The sequence below is a fragment of the Acinetobacter sp. ANC 3903 genome (genome assembly GCF_002135315.1).
Classification (GTDB): domain Bacteria; phylum Pseudomonadota; class Gammaproteobacteria; order Pseudomonadales; family Moraxellaceae; genus Acinetobacter.
On record NZ_NEGA01000005.1, the window covers coordinates 78692 to 103723 of the forward strand.

The window sequence follows — 25032 nt, forward strand, 5'->3', positions numbered from 1 at the left end:
GACCAACAGAGGATTGCTGTATGGAAACAATACTAGAAATGCGTGGCATCAAGAAGTGTTTTGGACATGTTCAAGCACTTAGTCATGTTGATATGGTTGTCAAAAAAGGAGAAATTCACGCAATTTGTGGTGAAAATGGTGCTGGTAAATCCACATTAATGAAAGTGTTGAGTGGTGTTTATCCTCATGGTTCTTATGATGGCCAGATCTTTTATCAAGGTGAAGAACAGAAATTTTCTGATATTCATGACAGTGAAGAAAAAGGAATTATCATTATTCATCAAGAGCTTGCTCTTGTCCCAATGTTATCCATCACTGAAAATATTTTTTTAGGGAATGAACAGTCCCAATTAGGCATTATTAACTGGAATAGTTCTTATCAAAAAACTAAGCAGGTACTGGCTAAAGTAGGTTTATCCGATTCACCAGACACTTTAATAAACGATCTTGGGATTGGTAAACAGCAGCTCGTCGAGATTGCAAAAGCATTATCAAAAGAAGTCAAACTGCTAATTTTGGATGAACCGACAGCAAGTTTAAATGACAATGATAGTGACAGACTACTGACCCTTCTTTTAGAGCTTAAGGCTCAAGGCGTTACATCTATCATTATCTCACATAAGCTAAATGAAATTTCAAGAGTAGCGGATAGTATCACGATCATACGAGACGGCTCTTCAGTAGATTACCTAAATTGTCGAGAAGAAGACGTAAGCGAAGATCGCATCATTAAGGCAATGGTCGGTCGGGATATGGAAGATCGTTACCCCCCAAGAACGCCAAATATTGGTGAAATATTATTTGAAGTCAAAGACTGGCATGTTGATCACCCAAATCATGCTGCACGTGAAGTCATCAAAGGTATCAGTATAAATGCACGTAAAGGTGAAATAGTAGGAATTGCAGGACTCATGGGCTCTGGTCGTACAGAACTTGCAATGAGTATCTTTGGAAAATCTTATGGTAAGAATATTCGCGGCAATGTCTCTATTCACGGTAAGTCCATTGATGTATCTACTGTCAGAAAAGCCATTGATAACGGTCTGGCTTATGTAACAGAAGATAGAAAAGGATACGGCCTATTACTCGAAGAGAGTATTAAAAAGAATATCTCTTTAGCGAACCTTTCTGGCATCTCAAACAAATTGGTAGTCAATGATTATCGAGAGACAAACACTGCAAATGATTTTAGAAGCAAGTTGCGAATTAGAAGTGCTGATGTAGAACAGCATACGGGCAACTTGTCAGGTGGAAATCAGCAAAAGGTCGTGATTAGTAAATGGTTATTCACAGCACCAGATGTCCTCATTCTTGATGAACCCACACGAGGTGTTGATGTTGGTGCCAAGTATGAAATTTACACGATTATTGATCAAGTCGTCCAAGAAGGTAAATGCATAATCATGATCTCTTCCGAAATGCCCGAGTTATTAGGCATGTGTGATCGGATTTATGTCATGAACGAAGGAAAGATTGTTGGTGAGTTTCTGGCAAAAGATGCGAATCAAGAAGCCATTATGCGATCTATTATGAAGAATGGAGAGAACGAAAATGAACAATACTAATAGCGCAGAAATTTCCAACAAAATTAATGGTAAAGCAAATAAAGGATTCCCTGCTAACTTCTTAGCACATGGCTTGAAAGAATATGGCTTGTTATGTGCATTGATTATTATTGTGACCTTTTTCCAGTTTGCAACCAATAATGTTTTACTACAGCCTTTAAACCTAACGAATTTGATCTTGCAAAACAGCTATATCGTTATTATGGCACTTGGCATGCTCATGGTCATTGTAAGTGGGCAAATTGATCTCTCCGTCGGATCAGTCGTCGGCTTAACTGGTGCTTTAGCCGCTAGCCTTATGGTCACACATGAAATGCCTTTTGTACCCGCAATGTTTATTTGTATTTTTGCAGGTGCAGTCATAGGAGCAATTCAAGGATACTGGGTTGCATATTGGAAAGTACCATCCTTTATTGTTACTTTAGCAGGGATGCTTGTTTTCCGTGGACTGACATTAATTTCACTTGATGGCCAATCAGTAGGTCCATTTGAAGATGGTTTTAATGCTTTTAGTTCAGGCTTCATTCCAGACTTTTTTGGAATCGAAGGCATCCATACTACTTCCCTGCTCGTCGGGGTAGTGGTTAGTGTTGCATTTTTTATCTTTGAACTACGTCAACGTAAACAAGCTGCATTACATGGAATTGAAAATAGTTCAATGGTGCTGTTTGTTTTGAAAAATGTAGCATTGAGTGCAGTAATTATCGCATTCTCATACTTATTAGCCCTCTATCAAGGTATGCCAATTGTCTTGATTATTATGGGAATTTTAGTAGCATTCTATACGTTCATCATGAACAAAACGACTATTGGGCGTCGCATCTATGCTGTTGGTGGAAATGCTAAAGCAGCGAAACTCTCAGGTATTAAAACTGAGCGTGTTATTTTCTTCGCCTTTGTAAATATGGGAATTCTTGCTGCTTTTGCAGGGCTAATTTTTGCAGCACGTTTGAATAGTGCGACGCCAAATGGTGGCTATGGATTCGAATTAGATGTAATTGCTGCATGCTTTATTGGTGGCGCATCTGCTTCAGGTGGTGTAGGTAAAGTATTTGCAGTTGTGATTGGTGCATTTATTATGGGCGTCATGAACAATGGTATGTCAATTATGGGGATTGGAGTTGACTACCAACAAGTGATCAAAGGATTAGTATTACTTGGTGCTGTTCTTATCGACGTTTATACCAAAAATAAGGGATGAGTTAATGGTCTTTGATGTATTTTCAATCGCATCAAAGACCACAATATAAATTTAGAAAATCTATCTAATAATTTTAAGTAAACCTAATTATTCCCATAATAATGCATAATTATTTTTCTAATATTAGTTGAGATGGTGGCAGCTGAACTAAAGATATAAAATTTTGATTTATAAAACTTCATTCTAGATTTTTTATACTTATAGACCCTATTATGATCCAATCTAAATTTTCAAGCTCTTATCCAATATTTGGGTTGCTTAGAATAGAGAAATAACTTTTTAAACCTAATAAGAAATAGTTCATGAAGCTTTAGAGTTCAATCTGGAATGTGAAAAATTATGAATACTGAGCAATTATCAAAAACATCTTTTAGTTCTGATTTTTTGAATAAATCTCTCTTACGCCCTACAACTGAGAAAAATTGTTCTTGCTATGTTCTTCCAGGATTTACGCTGTCAGAAAATGCTGTGAGTCATGAGCGAGCGATAATCGTTGATATTGCTGCAGCCTTATTTGGGATGAAATACCCCTTCGAGCAGCTTATTCTTCAATTTTCAAAAAGCAATACTGACAATCAAACTGAAATGGATAAATTTTTCTTTTTAGTTAAACAACCCGAGCATACGTTAGATACAACTTTCCATCATGATATTCAAAAAATTTGTCATTATTTTCAAATTAAACCGAACTGTTTTATTGAATTCACAGACAACCAAACCACTCTCTCTATTTCAGATCTCAATGTAGTTAAAAAAGTGAATGACGAAACGCAAAAGGTTACAGATTTACTCATGACTGAGTTTTGGCCATTGTTTAAAGATCAGCATCAACAGATTCTAGATATTCGTTCTGCTAACGAAACTGAGGCCGTGAGTAAGCTACAAACCAACTTCGGCAGGCTGGCACGCCAACTCAAAGCCAATCAGATTTTAGAGCAGTTAAAAACCAAAAATAATTCATACGAAACCAAGCGACCTTAATTGTCGCTTGGCAGTGAAAAACCATAGATCATAATTTACTAATTAGTTAATATATCAGGAGAAAGTATAAAGAAAACAAACTGAGGACACTGTTATTTCCACTTTAGAAAAAGCAATTATTTTTGCAACTGAACAGCACCAGGGACAGTTAGATAAAGCAGGTAAGAACTATATTCTTCATCCATTACGGATCATGCATAAAGTACAAGATACCGATGCAAAAATCGTAGCGGTACTACATGATGTTTTGGAAGATACACCGACTTCTGCTGAAGATCTACTCGCACTTGGCTTTAGTACCAATATTGTTAATGCCGTTCTAGCAGTTACTAAAAAAGACGGTGAAAACCGCTTTCAAGCAGTACAGCGTACTGTAAAAAATCCAATTTCTTGCACGGTAAAGCTGGCTGATTTAAGTGACAATATGGACTTATCTCGATTGGCGAATATTTCAGTAAAAGATCTTGCACGACTACGCCAATATTCAAACGTTAAAGATATTTTATTAAGCGCACAAAGTATTCATAAACATATTTATTGCTTAGATATCAATCAGGATTATCCAAAATTTGATTATCAAAATGCTCTGCAAAATTTTCAATATTTACTTAATGTGATGTTCGACTATCAACATAAAATTGGCGGCGTAAATATCGGCAGCCCACAAGAGTGGTGGATCTTATTTGAAGATGCCAGTGCATATTTTGCCTACTGTAAACGCAAAGGTTTTTCACCTCTAAAGAGTGTTTATTTGCGTTTAGTGAATGAAACTGATCTGAATTATTTTTCAGGTGTTTTTCAAGATGATACCAGTCAAAAACTCTTCCAAGACATGTTTAAATCTTTTCTACAATTTCATTTCAAAAAGGATTCAGAATGATCATTAAAGAGAATCTATATATAGAGGACTTACACTATATCCTTAGATTCAATCATCACGATTTTTCCTTTTATTTAGACCGCCCTCCCCGTACTCGATTAAACATTAATTTTAAGAAACATCCAGAAATGGCCCTATTTCGGGATGACCCTATTTATGAAGATGTAAATTTAAAACTCCCCGCTTTAAAAATTTTCAACCTCGTTAGCCGACGTATCGAACAACTCATTTATAAATACAAAATCCAATATTGGACTTTTAGTGCGACTTCAATGAAAAAAGCAGATGTTTATGAAAAGCTTTTGGCGCGCTGGATGGCACGTACCTCTATGCCCTTTCGGTATGACCGTTTAGGGCAAAATTTTTATGTTTATTTACAGAATAATTTTTAGCATAAAGCTTAGAGGTACGTTCTGACAATTAGAACTCTTTAAAAAAACTTCACTCTGAAGTCATATCACTTTATTAAATGTGAGAGCTGATCACCTTATTTCAGAGCTAAGATAGTGAAACATTTCTATTTCTCTTAAAGTTTTCAGCCTGCTCAAATATCTCTTTATAGACTTCACGTCGATCAATAGGTGGATAGCCCCACTCATCTAGCAACACCATTAGATCAAACTGTAATTCAGCTTTGATATCTTCTCGCTTGTTCCAGTCGGTGTATTTTGCCTTGTCATCGATGATCTCTTTCACTTCTTTAGAAAGCTCCAATAATTTATCTTCTGGATAAGTGAAATCATATTTATGAGCTAATGATATCAAGATATCGTAAAAGGCTTTTTCTTCGAAATCTATCCCCATCTTGCCGAATGATACCATCTCTTCACGAAGCTCGTTATACAGCTTGATAATCTCATCAGAAAAGTCTCCGATTACCTTAACCTGAAGTACATCTTGCTCATCACGCTCGTTATATTTCTCAACAAGAGCATTCATTTTCTTACTGAAATCGATACCCTTAATCTTATTGGTCTTTTTGAGTTCACCAATCGCCTTAGCGAGTAATTGCTGAAGCAATTGCAGCTTAGTGTTTGGCTGTTTAATTACCTCCAGCTTAGCGAGATAATCTTCATCAAAGATATCGATCTCACCATCCGTACTATCACCAAGCTTAAATATTTCTTCTACTCCATCACTAATCAGAGCATTTTTCACTAGGTCACGTACTTTTTGATTCATCTGTTCAACGTCAGGTGCACCACCAGTAGTAATTTTAAAGATGATGGTACGTACGGCTAAGTAGTAATGAATTTTGTCTTTATGTGCTTTGGTTAAATCTTCGCTACCTACACAAATATCATAAGCAGATTTAAGACGCTTGGTTAAATCCATAAAGGTTTTTTCAAATTTCTTGGTCCGCAAAGCATAGTCAGCTGAAGCATTTAAACAATGCAGCTGCTCAAGTGGTGTACCACTGTAATAAAGTTTGGAATCGAATTTATAATATAAGTTATCGAGTAAGCTCAAGTGGTCTTTCACAACAACGACAGACTTTTGAATATCTTCTAAGTCCTGAATTTGACTACCCGTGTAATGTGAGAGGGCAAGGTTCATCTGCTTCTTAATACCGATATAATCGACTACTAAGCCGCTTTCTTTGCCTTCAAATTTTCGGTTTACCCGAGAGATAGTTTGAATCAGATTGTGCTTTTGTAATGGCTTATCAATATAGATGGTATCAAGAAACGGTACATCAAAGCCTGTTAACCACATATCCACCACGATAGCTATTTTGAAGTTTGATTTGCCATTTTTAAACTGACGATCCAGCTCTTTACGGTAGTCTTTATTTCCAAGCCTATCCCACATGCCTTTTTCATCATCCTTGTTCCGAGTCATGACCATTTTGACTCGTTCCATTGGCATGACCTTTTTCTGCTCGCTTTCAGATAAAGTTGAGCCTTCTTCACATGCTCTTACCTCATTCCATTCAGGACGCAGCTCAATGATGTCTTTATACAACTGATAGGCAGCTTCACGGCTACTACAGACAAACATCGCCTTGCCTTTTTGAGTCGTGCCCTCACTAACACGGGCTTCATAATGCTCAACAAAGTCTTCTGCTATTGCTTTAATACGGTCTGGGTCACCCAATATGGTAGACATACTCGCCATGGTCTTTTTGCTTTTTTCAATCTGGTATTCGTTTGCACCAGCTTCTGCACTTTCTTTGTAGTATTTTTCTACCTCATCAAGCTGGCGACCATCTAGTAAAACTTTGGCAGCTCGACCTTCATAAACAATCCGTACAGTGATTTCATCAAATACGGACTCAACCATGGTGTAGCTATCGACCACTGCACCAAACACTTCCAGGGTGGCGTCAATTGGTGTGCCTGTGAAGCCCACGTAAGTAGCATTGGGTAAAGAGTCATGCAAATATTTAGCAAAGCCGTAGGTCTTTTTGACACTGTCTTCTGTGAAAGTAATCTTTTGCTCTAAGTTCACTTGACTGCGGTGCGCCTCATCCGAGATACAGATGACGTTAGAACGTTCGGTCAGTAGTGCTAAATCTTCAGTAAACTTGTGAATGGTCGTCAAGAACACACCGCCACTTTTACGACCTTTAAGCTGTTCACGCAGCTCAACACGACTTTCCACACTAATGATGCTTTCGTCGCCCACGTAGGTTTTAGCATTTGTAAAAATTCCAGCAAGCTGATCATCCAAATCTGTTCGGTCAGTGATTAAGATAATAGTTGGACTACCCAGTTCGACATCTTTCATCAACAAGCGTGCCAAAAACAGCATGGTAAAACTCTTACCACAGCCTGTAGCACCAAAGTATGTACCACCCTTACCATCTCGCAATTTATCCACATCAACCAATCTGCCCTGATCATCAACCAGCTTCATATGTTGCTTAATATTGGCATATAGCTTGGTTGCGGCATAATACTGCGGATAACGACAGACGATCTTCTCATCTTTGCTTGAGGTATCAGGTATATAGATATAGTTACGGATGACATCGACCAAGCGCTCTTTATTGAATAAGCCGCTGATCATGGTCAATAGTGAATTGATACCATCTTTTTCAAGCTTCTCTTCACCTGTCACTTTGCGCCAAGAATAGTAGAATTCATACGGAGCAAAGAAAGATCCCATCTTCGAGTTGACCCCGTCACTAATAACGCATAGGGCGTTATATTTAAATAGCTCTGGAATATCCCGTTTATAACGGGTGGTCAGTTGTTTGTAGGCATCAAACATGGTGGCATCTTCACGAATGGTGCTCTTAAACTCAAACACCACCAGTGGTAGGCCGTTGATATAGAGAATGCCATCAGGAATACGCAGCTCATAGCCTTGTATCTCCATTTGGCTGACGATGCGATAACAATTACTATCAATTGAGCTGTCACCAATCACATCATAGTCGATCAACTGGATGTATAAATCTTTCTGCGTGTGATCTTCACGCTTTAATAAAAAGCCATCAGCGATAAACTTCATGATGGCTTTGTTGGTATCGTAGAGGTCGGAAGCTGGAAGGTATTCGAGCTTATGAATAATCGACTGAATCTCATATTCAGTGATTGAGTCAGCTTGGTAACGGGTTGCTAGAAACTCACGAAGATCGGACTTAATCAGCACATCTTCAGAGCTACGATCAATGGAGTCACCACAAGTATGTGGGTAGCCTTCAGCTGCTAGCAGCTTAATAATGGCTTGTTCAAGCCTATCTTCATTGAATTTCAACTATGCCTCCTCCACTAATGCGGCAGCTTCTGGGATGCGTATTTCACCTGACATTAGCTTGGGTAAGAGAGTGTCTCGTAACTTTTCCAAAGTTAAACACTCTTCACGATTTATTAACATTTTAGATAAATTGCTATCAACTGCATCATTGAATATATTAATTAGTTCATCAGATGGTTTTACTAATTGAGTTGCCATTATCGAATCTGCGCTAATATTTGGTTGAGCACTACCTTCAGCGATATTGACAATATAATCAATCGTGGATTTTTGATTTAAAAAACAATAAATGAACCAAACTTTATCGCCAACTGAACCAACAGGACTAAACTTAGCAACCCGTTGATTTAACAAATAAATATTTTTATTCTCTGCAACTAATAGACCAAACTTTCCAACTGTTGCACCAGTCATTGCCATCATTAAATCGCCAGTTTTCAACCAAAAGTTTTCTGCTTTTTTAGCAATTTGATTGGGTATAAACTGGACATCAGACGTATTAACTGTTCTGTCACTGTTTATATTTTTAATTTTAATTACAGGAAATCCAGTATCTGTAAAATCTTTACTTTTAAACGCATATCCACCTTTTACGAAAGATATATCTGCAATAGTTCCAGACTCCCACCCCTTTGGAATCCAGCCCATATCTTCAGTAAACTCAAACTCATCTGGGAATAAAGAACGGATAGCTTGATTCTTTTCACTGTTATTTTGTTTGATAGTTTTACGCTGTTCAGCTTGTTCAAAAAGCTCATCAGGAATTGAATTACCTGCTGCTAAGGCATTGTCAATCACTGGATCAAAATCAACAAACCAGCTCTTAAATAAAGCCTGTGCCATCGCCTCTAGCGTCTCGTTCATTTGACTGTTGAGTTCGATTTTGTCATCAAGTGTGCCGAGAACATGAGCAATGTTATCTTGCGTATCTAAGTCTGGTTTAGGAATACTCAAACCTTCAATCATACTTTTAGTTAAAGCATTTCGAGTTGCACCTGCACTTGCATAGTTTAATAATAATTGTTGCACTTGCGGTGATACTAATTGATATCGTAGATATAAAGGATTAAATGAGCTTTCTTTAGGTCTGATTATTGAGACGTGCTGGTTAACTCTAGCAGGTAAAACCTGATTATCAATCATACAAACCCTAGCAACAGAATCGCCAGTGATATTTAGCAAAATATCATTTTCTTCAACGATAACGTTTTTTAATTTCTCAGCAGCTTCTTCTGTTATAAAGACTAGACCATCTCTTTTAAAACCGTCGTTATAAATATTTTGGCTTCTTATTAATGTGATTTCACCTTCTTCAAGATAAACGCTACTACCACCCCTAGGCGTTGCACCACTACCAATTTTTGTACAATGCTCTGCTAATGAAACTACTTTCCAATCATTCGCCATAACCCAATACCTCCAAGTTCTTACGAATGACCGCATCTAGCTTTTCGGACGCTTGCATCTGTGCATACAGCGTTTGGCTGAGTTCTAGCATTTTTGTCTCAAACGCTATGCCATCATCTTCTATTTCAGCGGCACCGACATAACGTCCAGGGGTGAGTACATAGTCATTGTATTTGATCTCATCAAGGGTCGCAGATTTACAGTAGCCTGCTTTATCTGCGTAGGCTTCATAACCGCCTGCATCCGCTTCACCACGCCATGCATGATAAGTCTTGGCAATCGCCTCAATGTCTTCAGTAGAAAATTCTTTATGGGTACGGTCAATCATACTGCCGATAGCACGGGCATCAATAAACAAGGTTTCGCCTTGACGGTCTCGAAGTCCACGCGCTTGACTATTGGCTGATTTGGCTTGTTTATCTTTACTGATGAACCATAAACATACTGGAATTGGGGTGGTGTAAAACAACTGCCCCGGTAGCGCAATCATGCAATCAACCAAATCATTTTCTATAATCTGCTGACGTATTTCACCCTCGCCACTGGTAGTAGTAGACATCGAACCATTTGCCAGTACAAACCCAGCTGTGCCATGCTCAGAGAGCTTGGATATCATGTGCAATATCCATGCATAGTTGGCATTCCCTGTAGGCGGTGTCAGGTAACCTGCCCAACGTGGGTCATCGACCAACTCATCAGACGCACGCCAATCTTTTTGGTTAAAGGGTGGGTTTGCCATGATGAAATCAGCTTTAAGTGTTTCGTGCTGATCCTTGAAAAAGGTATCGGCAGCAACGTCACCCAAGTTGCTAGAAATACCACGAATGGCAAGGTTCATTTTGGCAAGTTTGTAGGTCGTGCTGGTGTATTCTTGCCCATAAATAGACACATCTTTGGTATTGCCGTGGTGACTTTTAATAAACTTGATGGACTGCACAAACATACCACCCGAGCCACAACACGGGTCATAGATTTTACCTTGATACGGCTCCAGCATTTCTGCAATAAGATTAACCACTGATTTAGGCGTATAGAATTCACCACCACCTTTACCTTCAGTCGCAGCAAATTTACCCAAGAAGTATTCATATACACGACCCACGGTGTCTTCTTCTGGGTTTTCTAGTGTGTCGATGTTATTGATTACATCAATCAATGCTGAAAGTTTACTTGTGGTTAAACCAAGACGAGAAAAGTAGTTATCAGGTAATGCACCCTTCAGAGATTGGTTCGTCTTTTCAATAGTACTTAAAGCTGTGTCAATTTTAAGCGCAATATCTTCTTGCTTTGCATTTTGTTGAATGAAGCTCCAACGACTATCAACTGGCAAGTAGAACACATTATCTTTTGTGTAAGCTTGCACCATGTCGATGTGCTTTTCATGGCCTGTATCAATGAGTTTCTGTTTTTGTTTTTCGAAAGTATCGCTGATGAATTTTAAGAAAATCAGGCTTAAAACAATATGCTTGTACTCGGATGATTCAACACTGCCACGCAATTTATTAGCTGCATCCCAAAGTGCTTCTTCAAATGATTTATCATTCTTTTTTTCAGGTGTTTTAGCCATAACTTTCAATTCTCAACTATTCATTCGTTAATTGGGGGCAAAGAGTAAATCATTTGCTATGTGAAGGTGAAACATGTGTTTTTCCAACCATAGCCATTTTGAATATTCTATTTAATGCTTAACGCTTATGCTTCAAATAACAATATATTTCTTTCACTTTTATACCCCTAATACGATACTGGATACATATCCTATAATGCTACATGATTGTTCTTCGTAAAACATTCCGAGCTTAAAAAAAATTATTCAAAATAACAACATATTTAAACTATTGAGTATAAGGATAATTTTTTCCTTCAACTTACTCAGAAGGAAACATTTGGTGAAGCCCTATTTCTCATCAAAAAAATAAGGGAGCCGAAGCTCCCAGTTTTATGCACGATTTGCCAGCTTACTTTCAATCCATTGATTAATTTCCCAAGCCGACCAACCAATACGGTTTTGTGTGATTTTGACTTTCTTTGGAAATGTTGGATCATAGTAAGGTGAATCCTCATCCATCATTTCATAGATAGTTGAACGTCCAACTCCTGTAAATAACGCAACTTGTTTAATATTGATGAGCTGGTTCATTTGGAATGGTTGACCAACAAATGTATTCATGACTGATTCTCCTTAGATTGTTTAAGCGAGCTGTCTACTGCTCAAACAAATAGGACCGTCTGTAAAAAACTAATTTGAATGCCTCATCAAATCGATCTAATTCACAGCTCTCACACTCTGCTTCAATCCTTGTTGAATATCCTGAACAAACCCTTCAGTTGAAACCTCTCGCTCCACTGCCAGGCTCTGCTCTTGTTCAGGAAAGTACTCCTCTACAATATCCATCCCTTCCTCACCCTGTATTTCAAACCTGGCATTAGCAAAACCCTGCCGTGCCATAAAGTCCACAGCCTCCTGATAGAATCCTGCAGCCTTGCTCTGTTCATCAATCTGCCTAGCAGACACAATTGCATCATTCAGACTCACCCCTTCACGCAAAGTCAGATCCACGTAGTACACAGGTTGGCGATAGCTCTGTGTGGTGCTTTTCCCTCTTAAGGTCAATTGCAATGGCAAGCAAGACAGTAAGCCTCCTGAAGCGGCATGGTAATAACTCAGCCGTGCGGCTAATGTCCGAATACTGTTAAAGCCGGTGGTTCTGAAAACAAAGGTTCCAAACTCATCCGAGTCATCCAAATTCACATGCAAGCGACCATAGGGCTTACAGTTCCCTCCTTGAGCCAGTGGACACAAATCTGGTGATGGACAGGGATGCTGTTCTACTCCTTGATTGGTTAAACGTTGGCAGGTTTCTCCATTCCCTACACAGATGGGACGACCTGTTTGTCGGTCAAACAAGCTGTACTCCACCCGTAGATTTAAGTCAGGATCATTAAAAATCATGCGCACAGGAATAGTTCTCAGTTTCTGCCCTGTAGCCTGACTGCGTAGCTGTTCATCGAGTGGATGTTTCACCCAGCCCTCTTTGCTTTGGATCTGGGAAGTAATGGTGAACTGGTCATCCTTTTCAGGCAAACGCTTGCCGTTCTTTTCTACCACTCGGCCAATACTGATACGTCCCAATGCCGGTGGCGTAATCGCTAAACCTTTAATCATCCTATTTTCCTCAATTTGATTTTTTACAGATCATCCACCTTTATGTAGATCTCTTGATTCAATAAATATGTATATAGCTCGCTACAAAAGCCGCGACCGTATTGCCCTCTATTCCTAGCGAATGGAGGGCGGGGAGCGGTTTTTGCGCTTCGGTGATTGAATGGACTGAAACAGGCTTAGTCGGTATAAATGTTGAAGCGACGGCTGCCCGGCTTATACAGTGGATACTGTTCAATTAAGTCAGGCTGATGCTGAAGTAATGACTTGGTATCCAGGCTGACTGCATCTTTTGACTTTTTCCAGACCACTGAGCCACCTATAAAGGTGGCTCGTTCGGCATCTTTCATCAGCATCTGGATTTGATGTTTCAGCTGGTCAAAACGTTCCTGCTTATGCTGAATCTCTTCCTTCATTTTGATGAGCTTGTCGAACATCAAATTGGCATTTTCATTGTGCGAGAGATCTTCGACAGTCAGCGGGGTATGTGCTGGATACATTTGCAGGATGGCTTTGGCTGCGGATTCACTGGCATCCACAGATGGTGGTATATCATTTTCAACACACTCCCAGAAGTAACGCTCTGCTTTAACGATATGTTCAATCACCGATTCAGAACGGGTGACTTTAAATATCTTGGTTTCATGACCACAGAGCAATACACAGACATGCGCTGCCTGTTTGCCGGTTACGGCCAGTTGGTGCTGTACCTGACACAGTACGTATAAAGGCACACCATCACGCCAAAGTTTTACCCCATGTTCCCCTGCGGTTTTGCATTCAAGGATCTGGACTTCATCACTCCCCACCACAGCATAATCCAGGTTGGCCAGCATAAAGGACTTATCCGGATCGGGATGCTGTAATACGGCATTAACCCGACGGACTTTATTATTGGTATGCAGGCTGTAGTACTCGGCCACAAGCGGTTCAAGCTGTTTACCCCAATATAAAGGTGCAACGCCGTTACTCTCATCTTCAAGATTCTGCTGCACACGTCCGGTCTTAATCAACCAGAGTTCCAGCATGGACATATAGGGATTGAGTCCGCAGGCGGTTGCGGCATCGCTGCTGCCAATGCCCTGTTTACGGACTTCTAACCATTCCTGGTAATCCATATTTTTAGTATTGGCTAAACGCCTGGCTGTCGCTGTTCTTTTAGCCACCGTGTTCGATTCATGCATCTCATTCGGAATTGGGAGATGAGGGAGTTGATTGGTATTCACCAGTGCAATCTGATTCATGGTCTTATCCTTATAAATGGTTGAGGCTGTAAAAATTTGCGGCATAAAAAAAGCCACATCCGAAGATGTGGCAAAGGGGGTTCATTAACTGGATATTGCTGAAGGGCCATGTGACTGAGTACTTGCAGCAATTTTAATTACATTCGATTAAATCAAACTTAAACTGCCAGTTTGAGGACCTGTTCCAGGCCACGCTGTTTTAAAGCAGCCCCAGCACCGAACCAGGCAGAATCGAGTCGGTGATCGGTACTCATGGCACGACGTTCATGATCGACAAACTCCGTGATCGAGCACAGCAGACCATACGCCGTATCTTTGGCTGAGCTGAGTTCTGCACCCCGGCCCTGACCATTGAACATATCCATGACCTTATTCATGGCCCGGGCATTCGGCTCAGTCTTATTGACTGGTGGACTGGCCTGATTCGCCACATTGCGGTAGAACTGGATGATGTTCTCCTCCTGATCTGCAATGCTTAGGCTAGTGTTGTTAAACACCGCATCAAAATAAGCAACGGCTTCTCCCTGAGTAACTTTACGCTGGCTCAGCTGTTTCATTTCATACATGTGTTCCTCCCAGGCACGGACTGAAATACCCAGCTGTTGCTTGACTTTATCTGCATCAAACTTGGTACTGTGTGGGACTTTGACCACCCCGGCACTGCTGCTTTGTCCACGTAGAGCAATGGCTAAGGTGTTGTTACACACTACTCGAATGGAAGTAAATTGTGCTGTAGTGGCCAGTGTGCCATCGCAGGCAGTTGCCAGCAGAATATAGCCATTACTGACATCCTTGCCCTTGAGTGCTGTGCTTTGTCCGGTACGTGCCAAGGCCCAGAACTTCTTACCGCCTTTCAGCACCCCTGCGGTTTCCAGTTCAAAGCCGGATTGCTCTGTCAGATCCCGGTAGAACTCCAGAATCTCTTTGGGCTGAACTTCCTGATAACGCTGACTGACCACAGACAAGGGTGCATGGGTATCTGAACGATACAGTACCCGCTGTTCTTCATACGGCATGATGATGCTCTGCCCGCGTTCATTCTGTGCCAGGTAGCTGACATCGGAGGATTCAATCCGCCAGTCCATACCTGCCTGTTTTGCCCAGACTTCAATCGGCTGATTTTGTGTCAGGTGATTACCCAAGCCATGCCAAGGGGTATCACCCATATAAGCCATTTGTTCGACTTGATGCGCCATATCCGTTCTCCTGAGCTGGGTTAATCAAAATTGCGTTGGCATTGATGACAGTGGAAGTAACGGACGGGGGCTGCTACTGGCCGAGATGGCTGAATAAAGCTATCAATCAATCCACCGACCACAGCACCAGCAATCCCACCCATCCACGGAGAGATCGGCATCGGCAAACTTTTAGAAATGCTGGCACCAATACCGGCACAGGTCATGGAAGACAGGCTCCCCTGATTAGCTGACTGCTGATCAATCACACGGCTGACGTTTTCGGAATAACAGTAGGGACATGTAATATTCATAAGATATACCTCTAAAATGAAAAAAGGCTTACCGTCTGATAAGCCTTTGAATGTAGGAATAAACACTCATTGTTCATGTAGATGATGTGTATCTATGATTTTTTGGGATCGACGATTCTTACGCTTACGCTGATCTTTCTTTAATTGCCCCTTGCTAAACTGTCGCATACCCAATAAGGGTCCTCGGATATATTGATCATCCTTTTCAGGATCAGCTAAGTAAGCGAGCATCTTTTGGGCCTTACTTCTTTTAGCTAGATCGGACCTTTCCAGCAAACCAAGCCCCCACTGATCTTTCTGCTGATGATACTGCCTGTAATCAGACTGGTTACAATTGAAAAACAGACCATCATCTCCCGTAACTTTTTCCTTCCAGATCTCACCTATACGCATTCCTAGATAACTATCACCATATCGCAATGAGCCGTTATAGATCACTAAGAGATGACAGTGATACCCCTTATTCGTTCCTCCTTGTTCCAGTCGATAGGCATACCCTACCTGATCTTTAAAAATCGTATCCTTGTCTTGAACCCGCTTAATCATTCTTTTGATATCTTGAGCAAAGCGTTCAATACTTGGGTCACGCCCAGTTCGATAAAATAAATCCACTCGTACAAGCAATAATTTGCAATGGTCGTCAACCAGCCCATCAAAGTACTTAAACAAACTTTTTCTATTCTTCTTATTATTTTCACAGAGTTCATTAATGAACTCTTCATGACGCTCTCTAAGTTCGGCCTGAAACCTTTGGAATGCAGCACGACGATAGAATATTTCTTTATCGCTACATTTAATTCGTTTAGGTAGCAAATCAAAGTAAGCCTGAATCAAAGGGCTATACATTCTGTTTGAGGCAGAAATTAATTCGGCATCTTTGCTTAATCCATCCAAATCCCATTCGAGGTCTTGCCAATGATAAGTTTTCTTAATCACTTTCTTCATCAGGTTTTCAATTGCCAGTAAAGTTTGTGCTTCATTCATCGTTGTTGTCCTATGGTGGTTAATTCCATAGGAGTGACTGATCTGTATTTTTTAACTTTGAAGCGGGTGGGTTATTTTTCTCTCAATAAAACACCTTCATCATTTGGGGATGATGAAGGTTATTAAGTTATTTAAGTATTTAATAATATTAAATATATATCCTAGCTATTCTCAGACTGAGTAAGCTAGCAAGTAAGTGACAGAAATGAAAATCTCTACTTCTATAGCAAAGAAGGAAAATCTTACGAGTCCCCCCCTTTTTTATAGAGAAAAGTTAAGCGTAAGTTGAGTACAAAAATTAATGCTATTAACTTGTTTGACCTCTCTTAAAACGATTCCTGATCTCATCAGAATAATCTATATCGAAAAATTCTAGAAAAATGAAATATGGTAAAACTTTTTGTTCAAAAATTTTCCATTTGGTTTTATCACCTAATTCAATGAGAAACTCTGGTGTCAGCCCATACAAGGAATTTTGCAAAATTGGAGTGGGCTTAAATTCCATAGAAACTTTTCTCCCTTCGAAAATCTCAGGCTTTTCATCCAGAACTATTTGAAGAAAATTTTCCAATTCCATAGGAGTATTTCTATATTTATATAGCTGCTCACCATCATTTTCAGTTTGTTGCATCAAAGCTTTTGCCTTGAATACACATACTAAATCGAGCACAAGATCCTTAGTTTCAAAATCCTCTTTCCAAAAATATAAAAAATCTGAATAACCATTTAATCTATTATTTTTTTTAGCTTTTTTATTAAAAGTACCAAATAAATTTTGAAATTGCTCAGCTGTTACACGTCCAGAGTCCAAAAATAATCGTATTTGAACACGGTACAAAAGAATATTCTCATGTTTCTTTTTTCGGAAATACACAATCGCATCTGATAGTTGTTGAGAACGTCTGTCCCATGCTTTCGTCATATCAATATGACTCGGCTTTACTATTACAACATCACGCTCTGCATCTCCCTCTCGTACCCTATTCTTCATTTTTGAAGGCAAGTTTTTCTTGTGCCTACCACTTTCAGCAAATGATTTTAATTCTAATATAATATGATTTAAAGCAAATAATGAATCCAATGTTAGATCTTGTTCAAGCGTAAAAGCCGTTTTTTCCCCAAAAGCAGGTTCTAATTCATTAAAAAAATCAGCTAATATTTTTATATTTCTCGTCAGAAAATCACAATTCAGCCATTTTATTAAATCTTTATTTTCCCACAAAAACAAAAATTCCACCCCCAAACGTGTCATTCTTTCTTTCAATTGTAATGGGGTCTCTTTTTCCACCCTTTTGCCTGACGTTCCGAAAAATATGAAAGCTGGTGTTGGCTGATATAACAGCGCCAACATAAAGATTTCTATTCGTATTAATACTTTAAAATCGTCCTTAGCGTAAAGCACTTTATGAATTGGATTTATATACGGACTGTCTCCAGTACACTTGAAAGGAAATCCTTCATATTCTACATCTAACTCTTCGTAGAGAACTTCTATAACATCTAAATATTCTTTTGCCCACTTATGCTGCTTAATGCTCGCTGCTAACGCTTTATTATTATCTAGTACCAAATCTCCTAATAAAATACTCTGATTCGTATTTTTTTCAACTTTACATCGATCATCATATCTTCTACCACCCTCATTTCTTTTGCTATCCGTAATAGAATCCTTTGAAGGCTTTAAGGTTTTAATCCTTTCATCATCAAGTATTCGATTCAGAATAGCTTCAGCTACGCTTTCTATCATTTGGTCCTTTTCATCAAATATTATTCCTCCTAAAATATCATTACTATCCTGGTCATCCTGGTCATCCTGGTCATCCTGGTCAACTGATTGATCTTTTTCGACATCATTCATAACGCTATATCATCGCTGCTACTATATCTATGCCTCTCAAACTACCACTACAATTCCCAGCATGTAAACCATTAATTCCCATATATTTTTCATTAAATTCTCGAGTTTTTTGACTTAAATTCCCAACCAAGTCAACAGTAGACCAGAGTTATTTATTGTAATTTTTGATCAAAATATATTCGATTTAATTTCAAACCACATAGTTAACCTAATGGCATCTTTCAAAGATTGGCATTCATATCTCTCTGTAAAATACGATAGTCATTATTCTTTCATACATAAAAAAACCACACCTAACGGTGTGGTTTTTTTATGTATTAGTAGGTTTGGATTTAATCAAATAAACAGCAGATTCAGCTTACTTAACGAGATAACTATTTCTATATTTGCCTCAACCATCCCTTCACCTGCTCTCCATACCACTCCATCAACCTTACCCTATCATCCCAGTACTGCGCTCGGTTATAGGCCGAGCGAATTCTATTCTGTGGCACATGAGCAAGCTGACGTTCAATGGCATCTGGATTAAACAGATTCGATTCGTTTACAACTGTACTGAATAGCGATCTAAAACCATGTGTGGTCATCCGACCTGCATACCCAGAACGCTTGATGACTTGAAGAATTGTCTCGCTGCGCATTGGTTCCTTATTGTTAAGCCTATGAGGGAAAAGTAGTTCCTGATTATGAGTTAAACGTAATGCGTGCAGCTCCTCAATGATTATATCCGTTAAAGGTACGCGATGAGGCAATCCATTCTTCATACGCTCTTCAGGGATATCCCATTTACGTCCTTCTATGTCAAACTCTTCCCAACGTGCTTGCAGTAACTCACTTACCCGAACGCCTGTAAGCATGATTAATATAATTGCATGATGTGTCTGTGCATCACTTGGGTAAGCTTTAACTCTTCTCAGAAACTCAGGCATCTCTGAAGCGGACAATGATGCCAAGTTTTTCACTCGCTTATTTTTCAAAGTACAGACTAAATCACTCGCAGGATTATCATATCTGTAGCCATGTGCAATCGCATTTTTCATAACCATGCCACAACGTGACAAAGTACGTTTAGCCACCTCCAGTGATCCACGCGCCTCAATTTTCTTAATGGTTTGTAGTATCTCAGGTGCTGTAATTTTATTGATGTGTTTATCACCCAATGAAACATATAACTCATCTAAAGAAGCGCGCACATTTAAGATATGTTTATGTGACCAAGTTTCTTTTTGGTTATTGAACCAGTCCTCAGCCACTTCACGAAATATTGGTTTGAGCTCTTCAATCTCATTCAAAGGAGAAAATTTATATTTAAGCTCATTTGCCATTTCTCGTGCTTTCTTTAAACCTAGTTCAGGATATTGACCTAAAGCCTTAGATTTCCTCTGTCCATTCACAGTGAAACGGATTGTCCAATACTTATTTCCATTAGGATCAATTTTAAGCGATAAACCATTTAAATCGGACAAACGATATTGTTTGTCTTTGGGCTGTGCTTTTTTACACTCAGTATCTGTTAGTGCCATAACCTTTAAACCCACATAACCAAATCTTGTGGGTCAAATTGTCCCAATTTTGACCCACAAAGAGCAAATATGGGGTCAAATGGGATCAGACTATATCGGACAAACAAGCATAAAAAAAAGCCTTTAAACATTGAGTTTAAAGGCTTTTTTAGATTCCGATGGATTTCTTCGGAAAGAATTTTGGTGGAGGTGGCGGGAGTTGAACCCGCGTCCGCCAGCATTACGCTCGAGAATACTACATGCTTAGATATCGTCTATTGTTTTAACTCTTTGTGACCCGACGAACAGGGTACAAATCGCGATCCTCTAAGTTTAGTACAAAGCCCCGAGGCTTGGCTTTATACGGACTTGTGTGCGTGCGCTTCAGTCGGACTCTCTAACCACAAGTATTCGGAGAGGCGGACAAGCTGCCCTTAGGCAGCTAGAGCGTATGATTCGTCGTTTGCGACTAAAAAATGCAAATTTGATTTACGAGAGAAAATGCGCTCTCGACATGCATCTATGAGTTTCATCACCAGCGTCGAAGCCAGAAACACCCCCAAAGTAGACCGCAATCATAACATAAATGTTCAAACCCGCAGTGCGTTTTTTAAACATTTACACAAACAGATGCGATTAATTCAATAATTGCGCTAATATTTTATTTTTCAAGTCCTATAAAAGAAAAATTTATGAGCTATTTACTTGCACTCGATCAGGGAACTACCTCCAGCCGTGCGATTATCTTTAATGAACAAGGAAAAGTTCAGGCAACAGCTCAGCGTGAAACGCATATTTCTACTCCACATTCAGGCTGGGTTGAACAGGATGCACAGGAAATCTGGACCACACAAATTGCAGTTGTGCAGCAAGCCCTCGCCTCGGCCCGTATTCTTGCCAAAGATATCAAAGCCATTGGTCTAACCAATCAGCGTGAAACAACGGTAATCTGGGATAAGCGTAATGGTAAACCGCTTGCCCCGGCCATTATCTGGCAAGACCGTCGTGCAACTGAATGGTGTAACCAACTCCTGCAACAAAATTTGCAAGCGACTATCCAGCAAAAAACCGGTTTACTGATCGACCCCTATTTTAGTGCCGGTAAATTGGTCTGGTTACTGGAAAATGTAGCTGGCTTACGTGAACTTGCCAAACAGGGTCATGTGGCTTTTGGAACGGTCGATAGCTGGCTGATGTGGAATTTAACCCAAGGTGCTGAACATGTCATTGAAGCCAGCAATGCTTCTCGCACCATGCTGATGAATCTGCAAACTCAGTCCTGGGATGAAGATCTTCTCGAGCTGTTCAATATTCCGCATTCGGTTTTGCCAAAAATTATTGCCTCGGATACTTATATTGCCGACACTGCCACAGGTTTGTTGGGCGCAAATATTCCAATCATGGGAATTCTGGGAGATCAGCAATCTGCCCTTTTTGGTCAATCTTGCTTTGAAGTTGGCACGGCAAAAAACACCTATGGCACTGGCTGCTTTATGCTGTTTAATACCGGCCATCAAGTTCAATTTAGCCAAAATAAATTACTCAGTACACTGGCGTGGCAATGCCACGATCAAACCACTTATGCACTGGAAGGTAGTGTGTTTATGGCCGGTGCCATCGTGCAATGGCTACGGGATGGTCTAGGCATTATTCAAAATAGCAGCGAAGTTGAAAAACTGGCCGGTCAGGTGAATGATACCGATGGTGTGGTTCTGGTACCGGCTTTTACCGGACTCGGCGCGCCACATTGGGACAGCGATGCCCGTGCCCTGCTCTGCGGGATGTCTCGCGGAACTAATAAAGCCCACATTGCCCGTGCAGCCTTGGAATCTATTGCGTTTCAGGTTTCCGATGTTTTAACCGCGATGCAATCCGACATTCACCATCCTTTAAAAGAATTACGTGTTGATGGTGGTGCCAGTCGCAATGACATGCTGATGCAATTCCAGGCCGACATTCTCAATGTTCCAGTACTACGCCCTAAAATGCTGGAATCGACTGCATGGGGTGCTGCGGCAATGGCAGGTTTAAAGGCAGGTGTATTTTCAAACCTGGACGAGATTGCGCAATCCTGGCAACTTGAACGAATATTTGAACCGCAGATGTCTGATGATGAAAGACAAAGCCAGCTCAATAAATGGCAAACAGCACTGAAACGTGCCAAATCAGACTTATAAAATACGCTATAAAAAACCGCTGAATGCAGCGGTTTTTTATTTTAGAATCTTCGATTAATGTGCATGACCACCGCCACCCACACCTAATTTGGGTCTTGGTGCGAGCCAGACAATTAATGCAGCAAAAACAAAAACCATCGCTAAAATTAAAAACACATGATTGGCAGATAGAGTTAAAGCTTCTTTATCCACCAGACTTGAGATATAGCCCAGCGCACCTTCTGAACTCATACCCCTTTGCATCAAGGTATTTTGCACTTCATCTACATGCAAGTTGGACACCAGCTCACTACGAGCAACTTTGGTGTGATCATCCCACAAAGTTACCGCAATGGATGCTCCGATTGCCCCGGCCATGGTACGCAGGAAGTTCATTAAGCCCGCAGCAGATGCCACTTCCTGAGGTTGTACGGAAGCCAATGCCATATTGGACAAAGGAATAAAGAAGAACGGCACAGCAAAGCCTTGCAAAATCTGCGGCCATGCCAATGCCATAAAATCAGCATCAGTCGTCCAGAAAGCCCGCATTAAGGTCACTGCAGCCAAAAGACTTAAGCCAAAACTGGCTAAAATCCGCTGGTCATATTTGGTTGCCATTTTTGCCACAATCGGTGACATCAGCAGACTACCAAAGCCCATGGTCGCCGTGAGATAACCTGCCCAGGTTGCGGTATAGCCCAGGTTAATCTGTACCCATTGTGGAATCAGCACAATACTGGAGAAGAATGCACCGAAGGCAAAGGCTAAAGACAGCACAGAGAAAGTAAAGCCGCGATATCTAAAAATCTGGATATTCACCACTGGATGGCGTTCGGTCAGCTCCCAAATAATAAACAGAATTAACCCGACGACAGTAATCACCGCCAGGACACAAATGAAGGTACTGTTAAACCAGTCATTTTCATGCCCAAGATCAAGCATCAACTGTAAGGCACCAATCCATAAAATCAGCAAGAACAGCCCAATAGTATCAATTCTGATTTTTGAAATTAAGGTTTCCGCAGGTTTTAATAAGCGTAATGCGGCAAGCGCACAGAAAATCCCGACTGGAATATTGATAAAGAAAATCCAGTGCCAGGACAGGTTATCACTAATCGTACCGCCTAAAATCGGGCCCAGAATCGGTCCGACTACGGTGGTCATGGCCCACATACCCATGGCTTGAGACTGCTTTTCTGGAGGGAAAATACGCATCAACAAGGTTTGACTGAGCGGCATGATTGGCCCGCCAAACAGACCTTGTCCAATCCGGCAGAAGACCAGCATTTCCAGGCTGGTGGATAATCCACACAGAATGGAAAAAACCGTAAAGCCAATCAGGCTGATCACAAACAGTCGCACCGCACCAAAACGCCCTGCCAGCCATCCGGTTAATGGAACACAAATCGCTTCTGCAACCGCATACGAAGTAATGACCCAAGTTCCCTGCGAACTGGAAACTGCCAGACTACCCGTGATATGCGGCACGGAAACATTGGCAATGGTCATATCCAGCACCACCATAAAGTTGGCCAAAGCCAACACAAAGGCAGCAAGGATCAGGCGTCCCCCTTTCAGGTCGCCGAATGGTACGTAATTATTATTCATAAGCCATTACTTCGAAGCGAGGTTGATTTTCGCTTCCATCGACAAGCCGACACGTAATGGATGTTCGGCCAACTCTTGAGGATCAAGTGCAATACGTACCGGTAAACGCTGTACCACTTTAATCCAGTTACCCGTCGCATTTTGTGCAGGAATTAAAGCAAATGCTGAACCCGTGCCACCTGAAAAGCCAACCACAGTGCCATGGTATTCAACTGCATCACCATACAGGTCAGATACCAGTGTGGCCTTTTGACCTGCCCGTACATCTTTCAGCTGGCTTTCTTTAAAGTTGGCATCGACATACAGTTTGGATACCGGAACCACCATCATCACCACGGAACCGGGTGCTACCCGTTGCCCGACCTGCACATTGCGGCGTGTCACTACGCCATCAAACGGTGCCTTGATTTCAGTGCGTTCTAAATCAAGCAGTGCCTGTTTCAGTTTTGCCTGAGCAATCAATACATCCGGCGTTGAGGTTTCATTGCTGCCGCGAATTAGGGCTTCATTGGCTGCCAAGGTACTTTGTGCCGCTTTTTGACTGGATTGCGCTTGAGCCAATCCTGCCTTGGCCAAGTCCAGTCCCGCTTTGGCATTGTTTAAAGTGCTTTGAGCGGTACTGAGTTCTTCTTTGGAAATTGCACCCGATGCACTCAGTTGTGTACGGCGTGCCAAATCTTGCTGTGCTTTATTAAATTCTGCCTGAGCTTTGGCTACCTGGGCTTCGGCACTGTGAATACCATCATCACTGACAAAAACTTGTGAATTTAAGGCACTGCTATTGGCTTGGGTCTGCTTGTATTGGCGCTTGGCTTTCATCAGTTCCGCTTCAGCCTGTGTCACCGCAATTTCTGCATCACGATGATCCACCAGCAGTAGCACATCATCCTTTTTAACGGCTTGAGTGTCACTGACCAGAACTTGCTCAACCTGTCCACTGACCATTGAAGTGACAGAGGCGGTTTCTGCACCGACATAGGCATTATCGGTGCTTACGGTGTGGTTAAAAAACAGTGTCCAAATGGCATAGACAATGGCAATGATCACAAAAATGACTGCAACGATAGCTAATGCCTTTTTGCGTTTGGCTTTTAATGCATCGTCTGTAATTGCTTCATCTTGTTTTGATTCTGGCAGGGTATTTTCAACATCTGTCATCGATTATTCCTAAATCCATCAGACTTGGTCACTACACATCATAGATGCCGTTTTAATTGAGATGAAACGAACAGCTACGCAAGACAACGAATGCCAGGAGATGGTGTCAATGAGAAAGTCATTTTTTCTTT

Annotated in this window: 18 protein-coding genes, 1 other RNA gene and 1 pseudogene; 6 read left to right on the plus strand and 14 right to left on the minus strand. The window is 40.7% G+C overall.

Annotation, left to right across the window (positions count from 1 at the left end; translation table 11 throughout):
* Positions 1 to 20 precede the first annotated feature (20 nt).
* The 5 genes and pseudogenes from mmsA (at position 21) to B9T29_RS04930 (ending at position 5019) form a co-directional block, all read left to right on the plus strand.
* Positions 21 to 1565 carry a multiple monosaccharide ABC transporter ATP-binding protein gene (gene mmsA / locus B9T29_RS04910; protein WP_086174843.1) on the plus strand — a complete coding sequence of 515 codons (1545 nt, stop codon included), beginning with the start codon at positions 21 to 23 and terminating at the stop codon, positions 1563 to 1565.
* Positions 1552 to 2766 carry a multiple monosaccharide ABC transporter permease gene (mmsB, locus tag B9T29_RS04915; RefSeq protein ID WP_086174844.1) on the plus strand — a complete coding sequence of 405 codons (1215 nt, stop codon included), beginning with the start codon at positions 1552 to 1554 and terminating at the stop codon, positions 2764 to 2766. The genes mmsA and mmsB overlap by 14 nt, the downstream gene beginning before the upstream one ends.
* 339 nt (positions 2767 to 3105) lie before the next feature.
* Positions 3106 to 3747, plus strand: coding sequence for a hypothetical protein (locus B9T29_RS04920; RefSeq protein WP_086174845.1), 642 nt, complete (start codon positions 3106 to 3108; stop codon positions 3745 to 3747).
* Positions 3748 to 3841: 94 nt separating this feature from the next.
* Positions 3842 to 4258 (plus strand): annotated as a pseudogene (locus B9T29_RS16465) (HD domain-containing protein); the annotation flags it as partial.
* Positions 4259 to 4623: 365 nt separating this feature from the next.
* A complete protein-coding gene (locus B9T29_RS04930) occupies positions 4624 to 5019 on the plus strand; it encodes a hypothetical protein (RefSeq protein ID WP_086174847.1) in 396 nt (131 codons plus the stop codon).
* Between the two features lie 106 nt (positions 5020 to 5125).
* Here B9T29_RS04930 and B9T29_RS04935 read toward each other — a convergent pair whose 3' ends face one another.
* The 12 genes from B9T29_RS04935 to ssrA form a co-directional block, all read right to left on the minus strand.
* The gene (locus B9T29_RS04935) at positions 5126 to 8332 is read right to left on the minus strand and encodes a type I restriction endonuclease subunit R (protein WP_086174848.1); all 3207 of its coding nucleotides are present in this window, start codon (positions 8330 to 8332) and stop codon (positions 5126 to 5128) included.
* Positions 8333 to 9739 (minus strand): restriction endonuclease subunit S, encoded by a 1407-nt coding sequence (locus B9T29_RS04940; protein WP_171263977.1) that lies wholly within the window; start codon positions 9737 to 9739, stop codon positions 8333 to 8335.
* Positions 9729 to 11306 carry a type I restriction-modification system subunit M gene (locus tag B9T29_RS04945; protein WP_086174850.1) on the minus strand — a complete coding sequence of 526 codons (1578 nt, stop codon included), beginning with the start codon at positions 11304 to 11306 and terminating at the stop codon, positions 9729 to 9731. The genes B9T29_RS04940 and B9T29_RS04945 overlap by 11 nt, the downstream gene beginning before the upstream one ends.
* 372 nt (positions 11307 to 11678) lie before the next feature.
* Positions 11679 to 11909, minus strand: a complete 231-nt coding sequence (locus B9T29_RS04950) for a helix-turn-helix transcriptional regulator (RefSeq protein WP_086174851.1) — start codon at positions 11907 to 11909, stop codon at positions 11679 to 11681.
* A 96-nt stretch (positions 11910 to 12005) separates the two neighbouring features.
* The gene (locus B9T29_RS04955; protein WP_086174852.1) at positions 12006 to 12905 is read right to left on the minus strand and encodes a hydrolase or metal-binding protein; all 900 of its coding nucleotides are present in this window, start codon (positions 12903 to 12905) and stop codon (positions 12006 to 12008) included.
* A 176-nt stretch (positions 12906 to 13081) separates the two neighbouring features.
* Positions 13082 to 14146 (minus strand): YqaJ viral recombinase family protein, encoded by a 1065-nt coding sequence (locus B9T29_RS04960; RefSeq protein WP_086174956.1) that lies wholly within the window; start codon positions 14144 to 14146, stop codon positions 13082 to 13084.
* 158 nt (positions 14147 to 14304) lie between these two features.
* The gene (locus tag B9T29_RS04965; protein ID WP_086174853.1) at positions 14305 to 15342 is read right to left on the minus strand and encodes a DUF932 domain-containing protein; all 1038 of its coding nucleotides are present in this window, start codon (positions 15340 to 15342) and stop codon (positions 14305 to 14307) included.
* A gap of 20 nt (positions 15343 to 15362) precedes the next feature.
* On the minus strand, positions 15363 to 15635 hold the full coding sequence (locus B9T29_RS04970) for a hypothetical protein (protein ID WP_086174957.1): 273 nt from the start codon (positions 15633 to 15635) through the stop codon (positions 15363 to 15365).
* Positions 15636 to 15701: 66 nt separating this feature from the next.
* On the minus strand, positions 15702 to 16619 hold the full coding sequence (locus tag B9T29_RS04975; RefSeq protein WP_086174854.1) for an inovirus-type Gp2 protein: 918 nt from the start codon (positions 16617 to 16619) through the stop codon (positions 15702 to 15704).
* Positions 16620 to 16926: 307 nt separating this feature from the next.
* Positions 16927 to 18477 (minus strand): hypothetical protein, encoded by a 1551-nt coding sequence (locus B9T29_RS04980; protein WP_086174855.1) that lies wholly within the window; start codon positions 18475 to 18477, stop codon positions 16927 to 16929.
* Positions 18478 to 18857: 380 nt separating this feature from the next.
* Complete coding sequence (locus tag B9T29_RS04985; protein ID WP_086174958.1) at positions 18858 to 20000, minus strand: tyrosine-type recombinase/integrase; 1143 nt, start codon at positions 19998 to 20000, stop codon at positions 18858 to 18860.
* A gap of 181 nt (positions 20001 to 20181) precedes the next feature.
* Positions 20182 to 20540, minus strand: a transfer-messenger RNA (tmRNA) gene (ssrA, locus tag B9T29_RS04990).
* A gap of 131 nt (positions 20541 to 20671) precedes the next feature.
* Between ssrA and glpK the strand changes: the two genes are divergently transcribed.
* Positions 20672 to 22156 carry a glycerol kinase GlpK gene (gene glpK, locus B9T29_RS04995; RefSeq protein ID WP_086174856.1) on the plus strand — a complete coding sequence of 495 codons (1485 nt, stop codon included), beginning with the start codon at positions 20672 to 20674 and terminating at the stop codon, positions 22154 to 22156.
* A 54-nt stretch (positions 22157 to 22210) separates the two neighbouring features.
* Here glpK and B9T29_RS05000 read toward each other — a convergent pair whose 3' ends face one another.
* Positions 22211 to 23743 (minus strand): DHA2 family efflux MFS transporter permease subunit, encoded by a 1533-nt coding sequence (locus tag B9T29_RS05000; RefSeq protein WP_086174857.1) that lies wholly within the window; start codon positions 23741 to 23743, stop codon positions 22211 to 22213.
* Positions 23744 to 23749: 6 nt separating this feature from the next.
* Positions 23750 to 24901 (minus strand): HlyD family efflux transporter periplasmic adaptor subunit, encoded by a 1152-nt coding sequence (locus tag B9T29_RS05005; RefSeq protein WP_086174858.1) that lies wholly within the window; start codon positions 24899 to 24901, stop codon positions 23750 to 23752.
* Positions 24902 to 25032 lie beyond the last annotated feature (131 nt).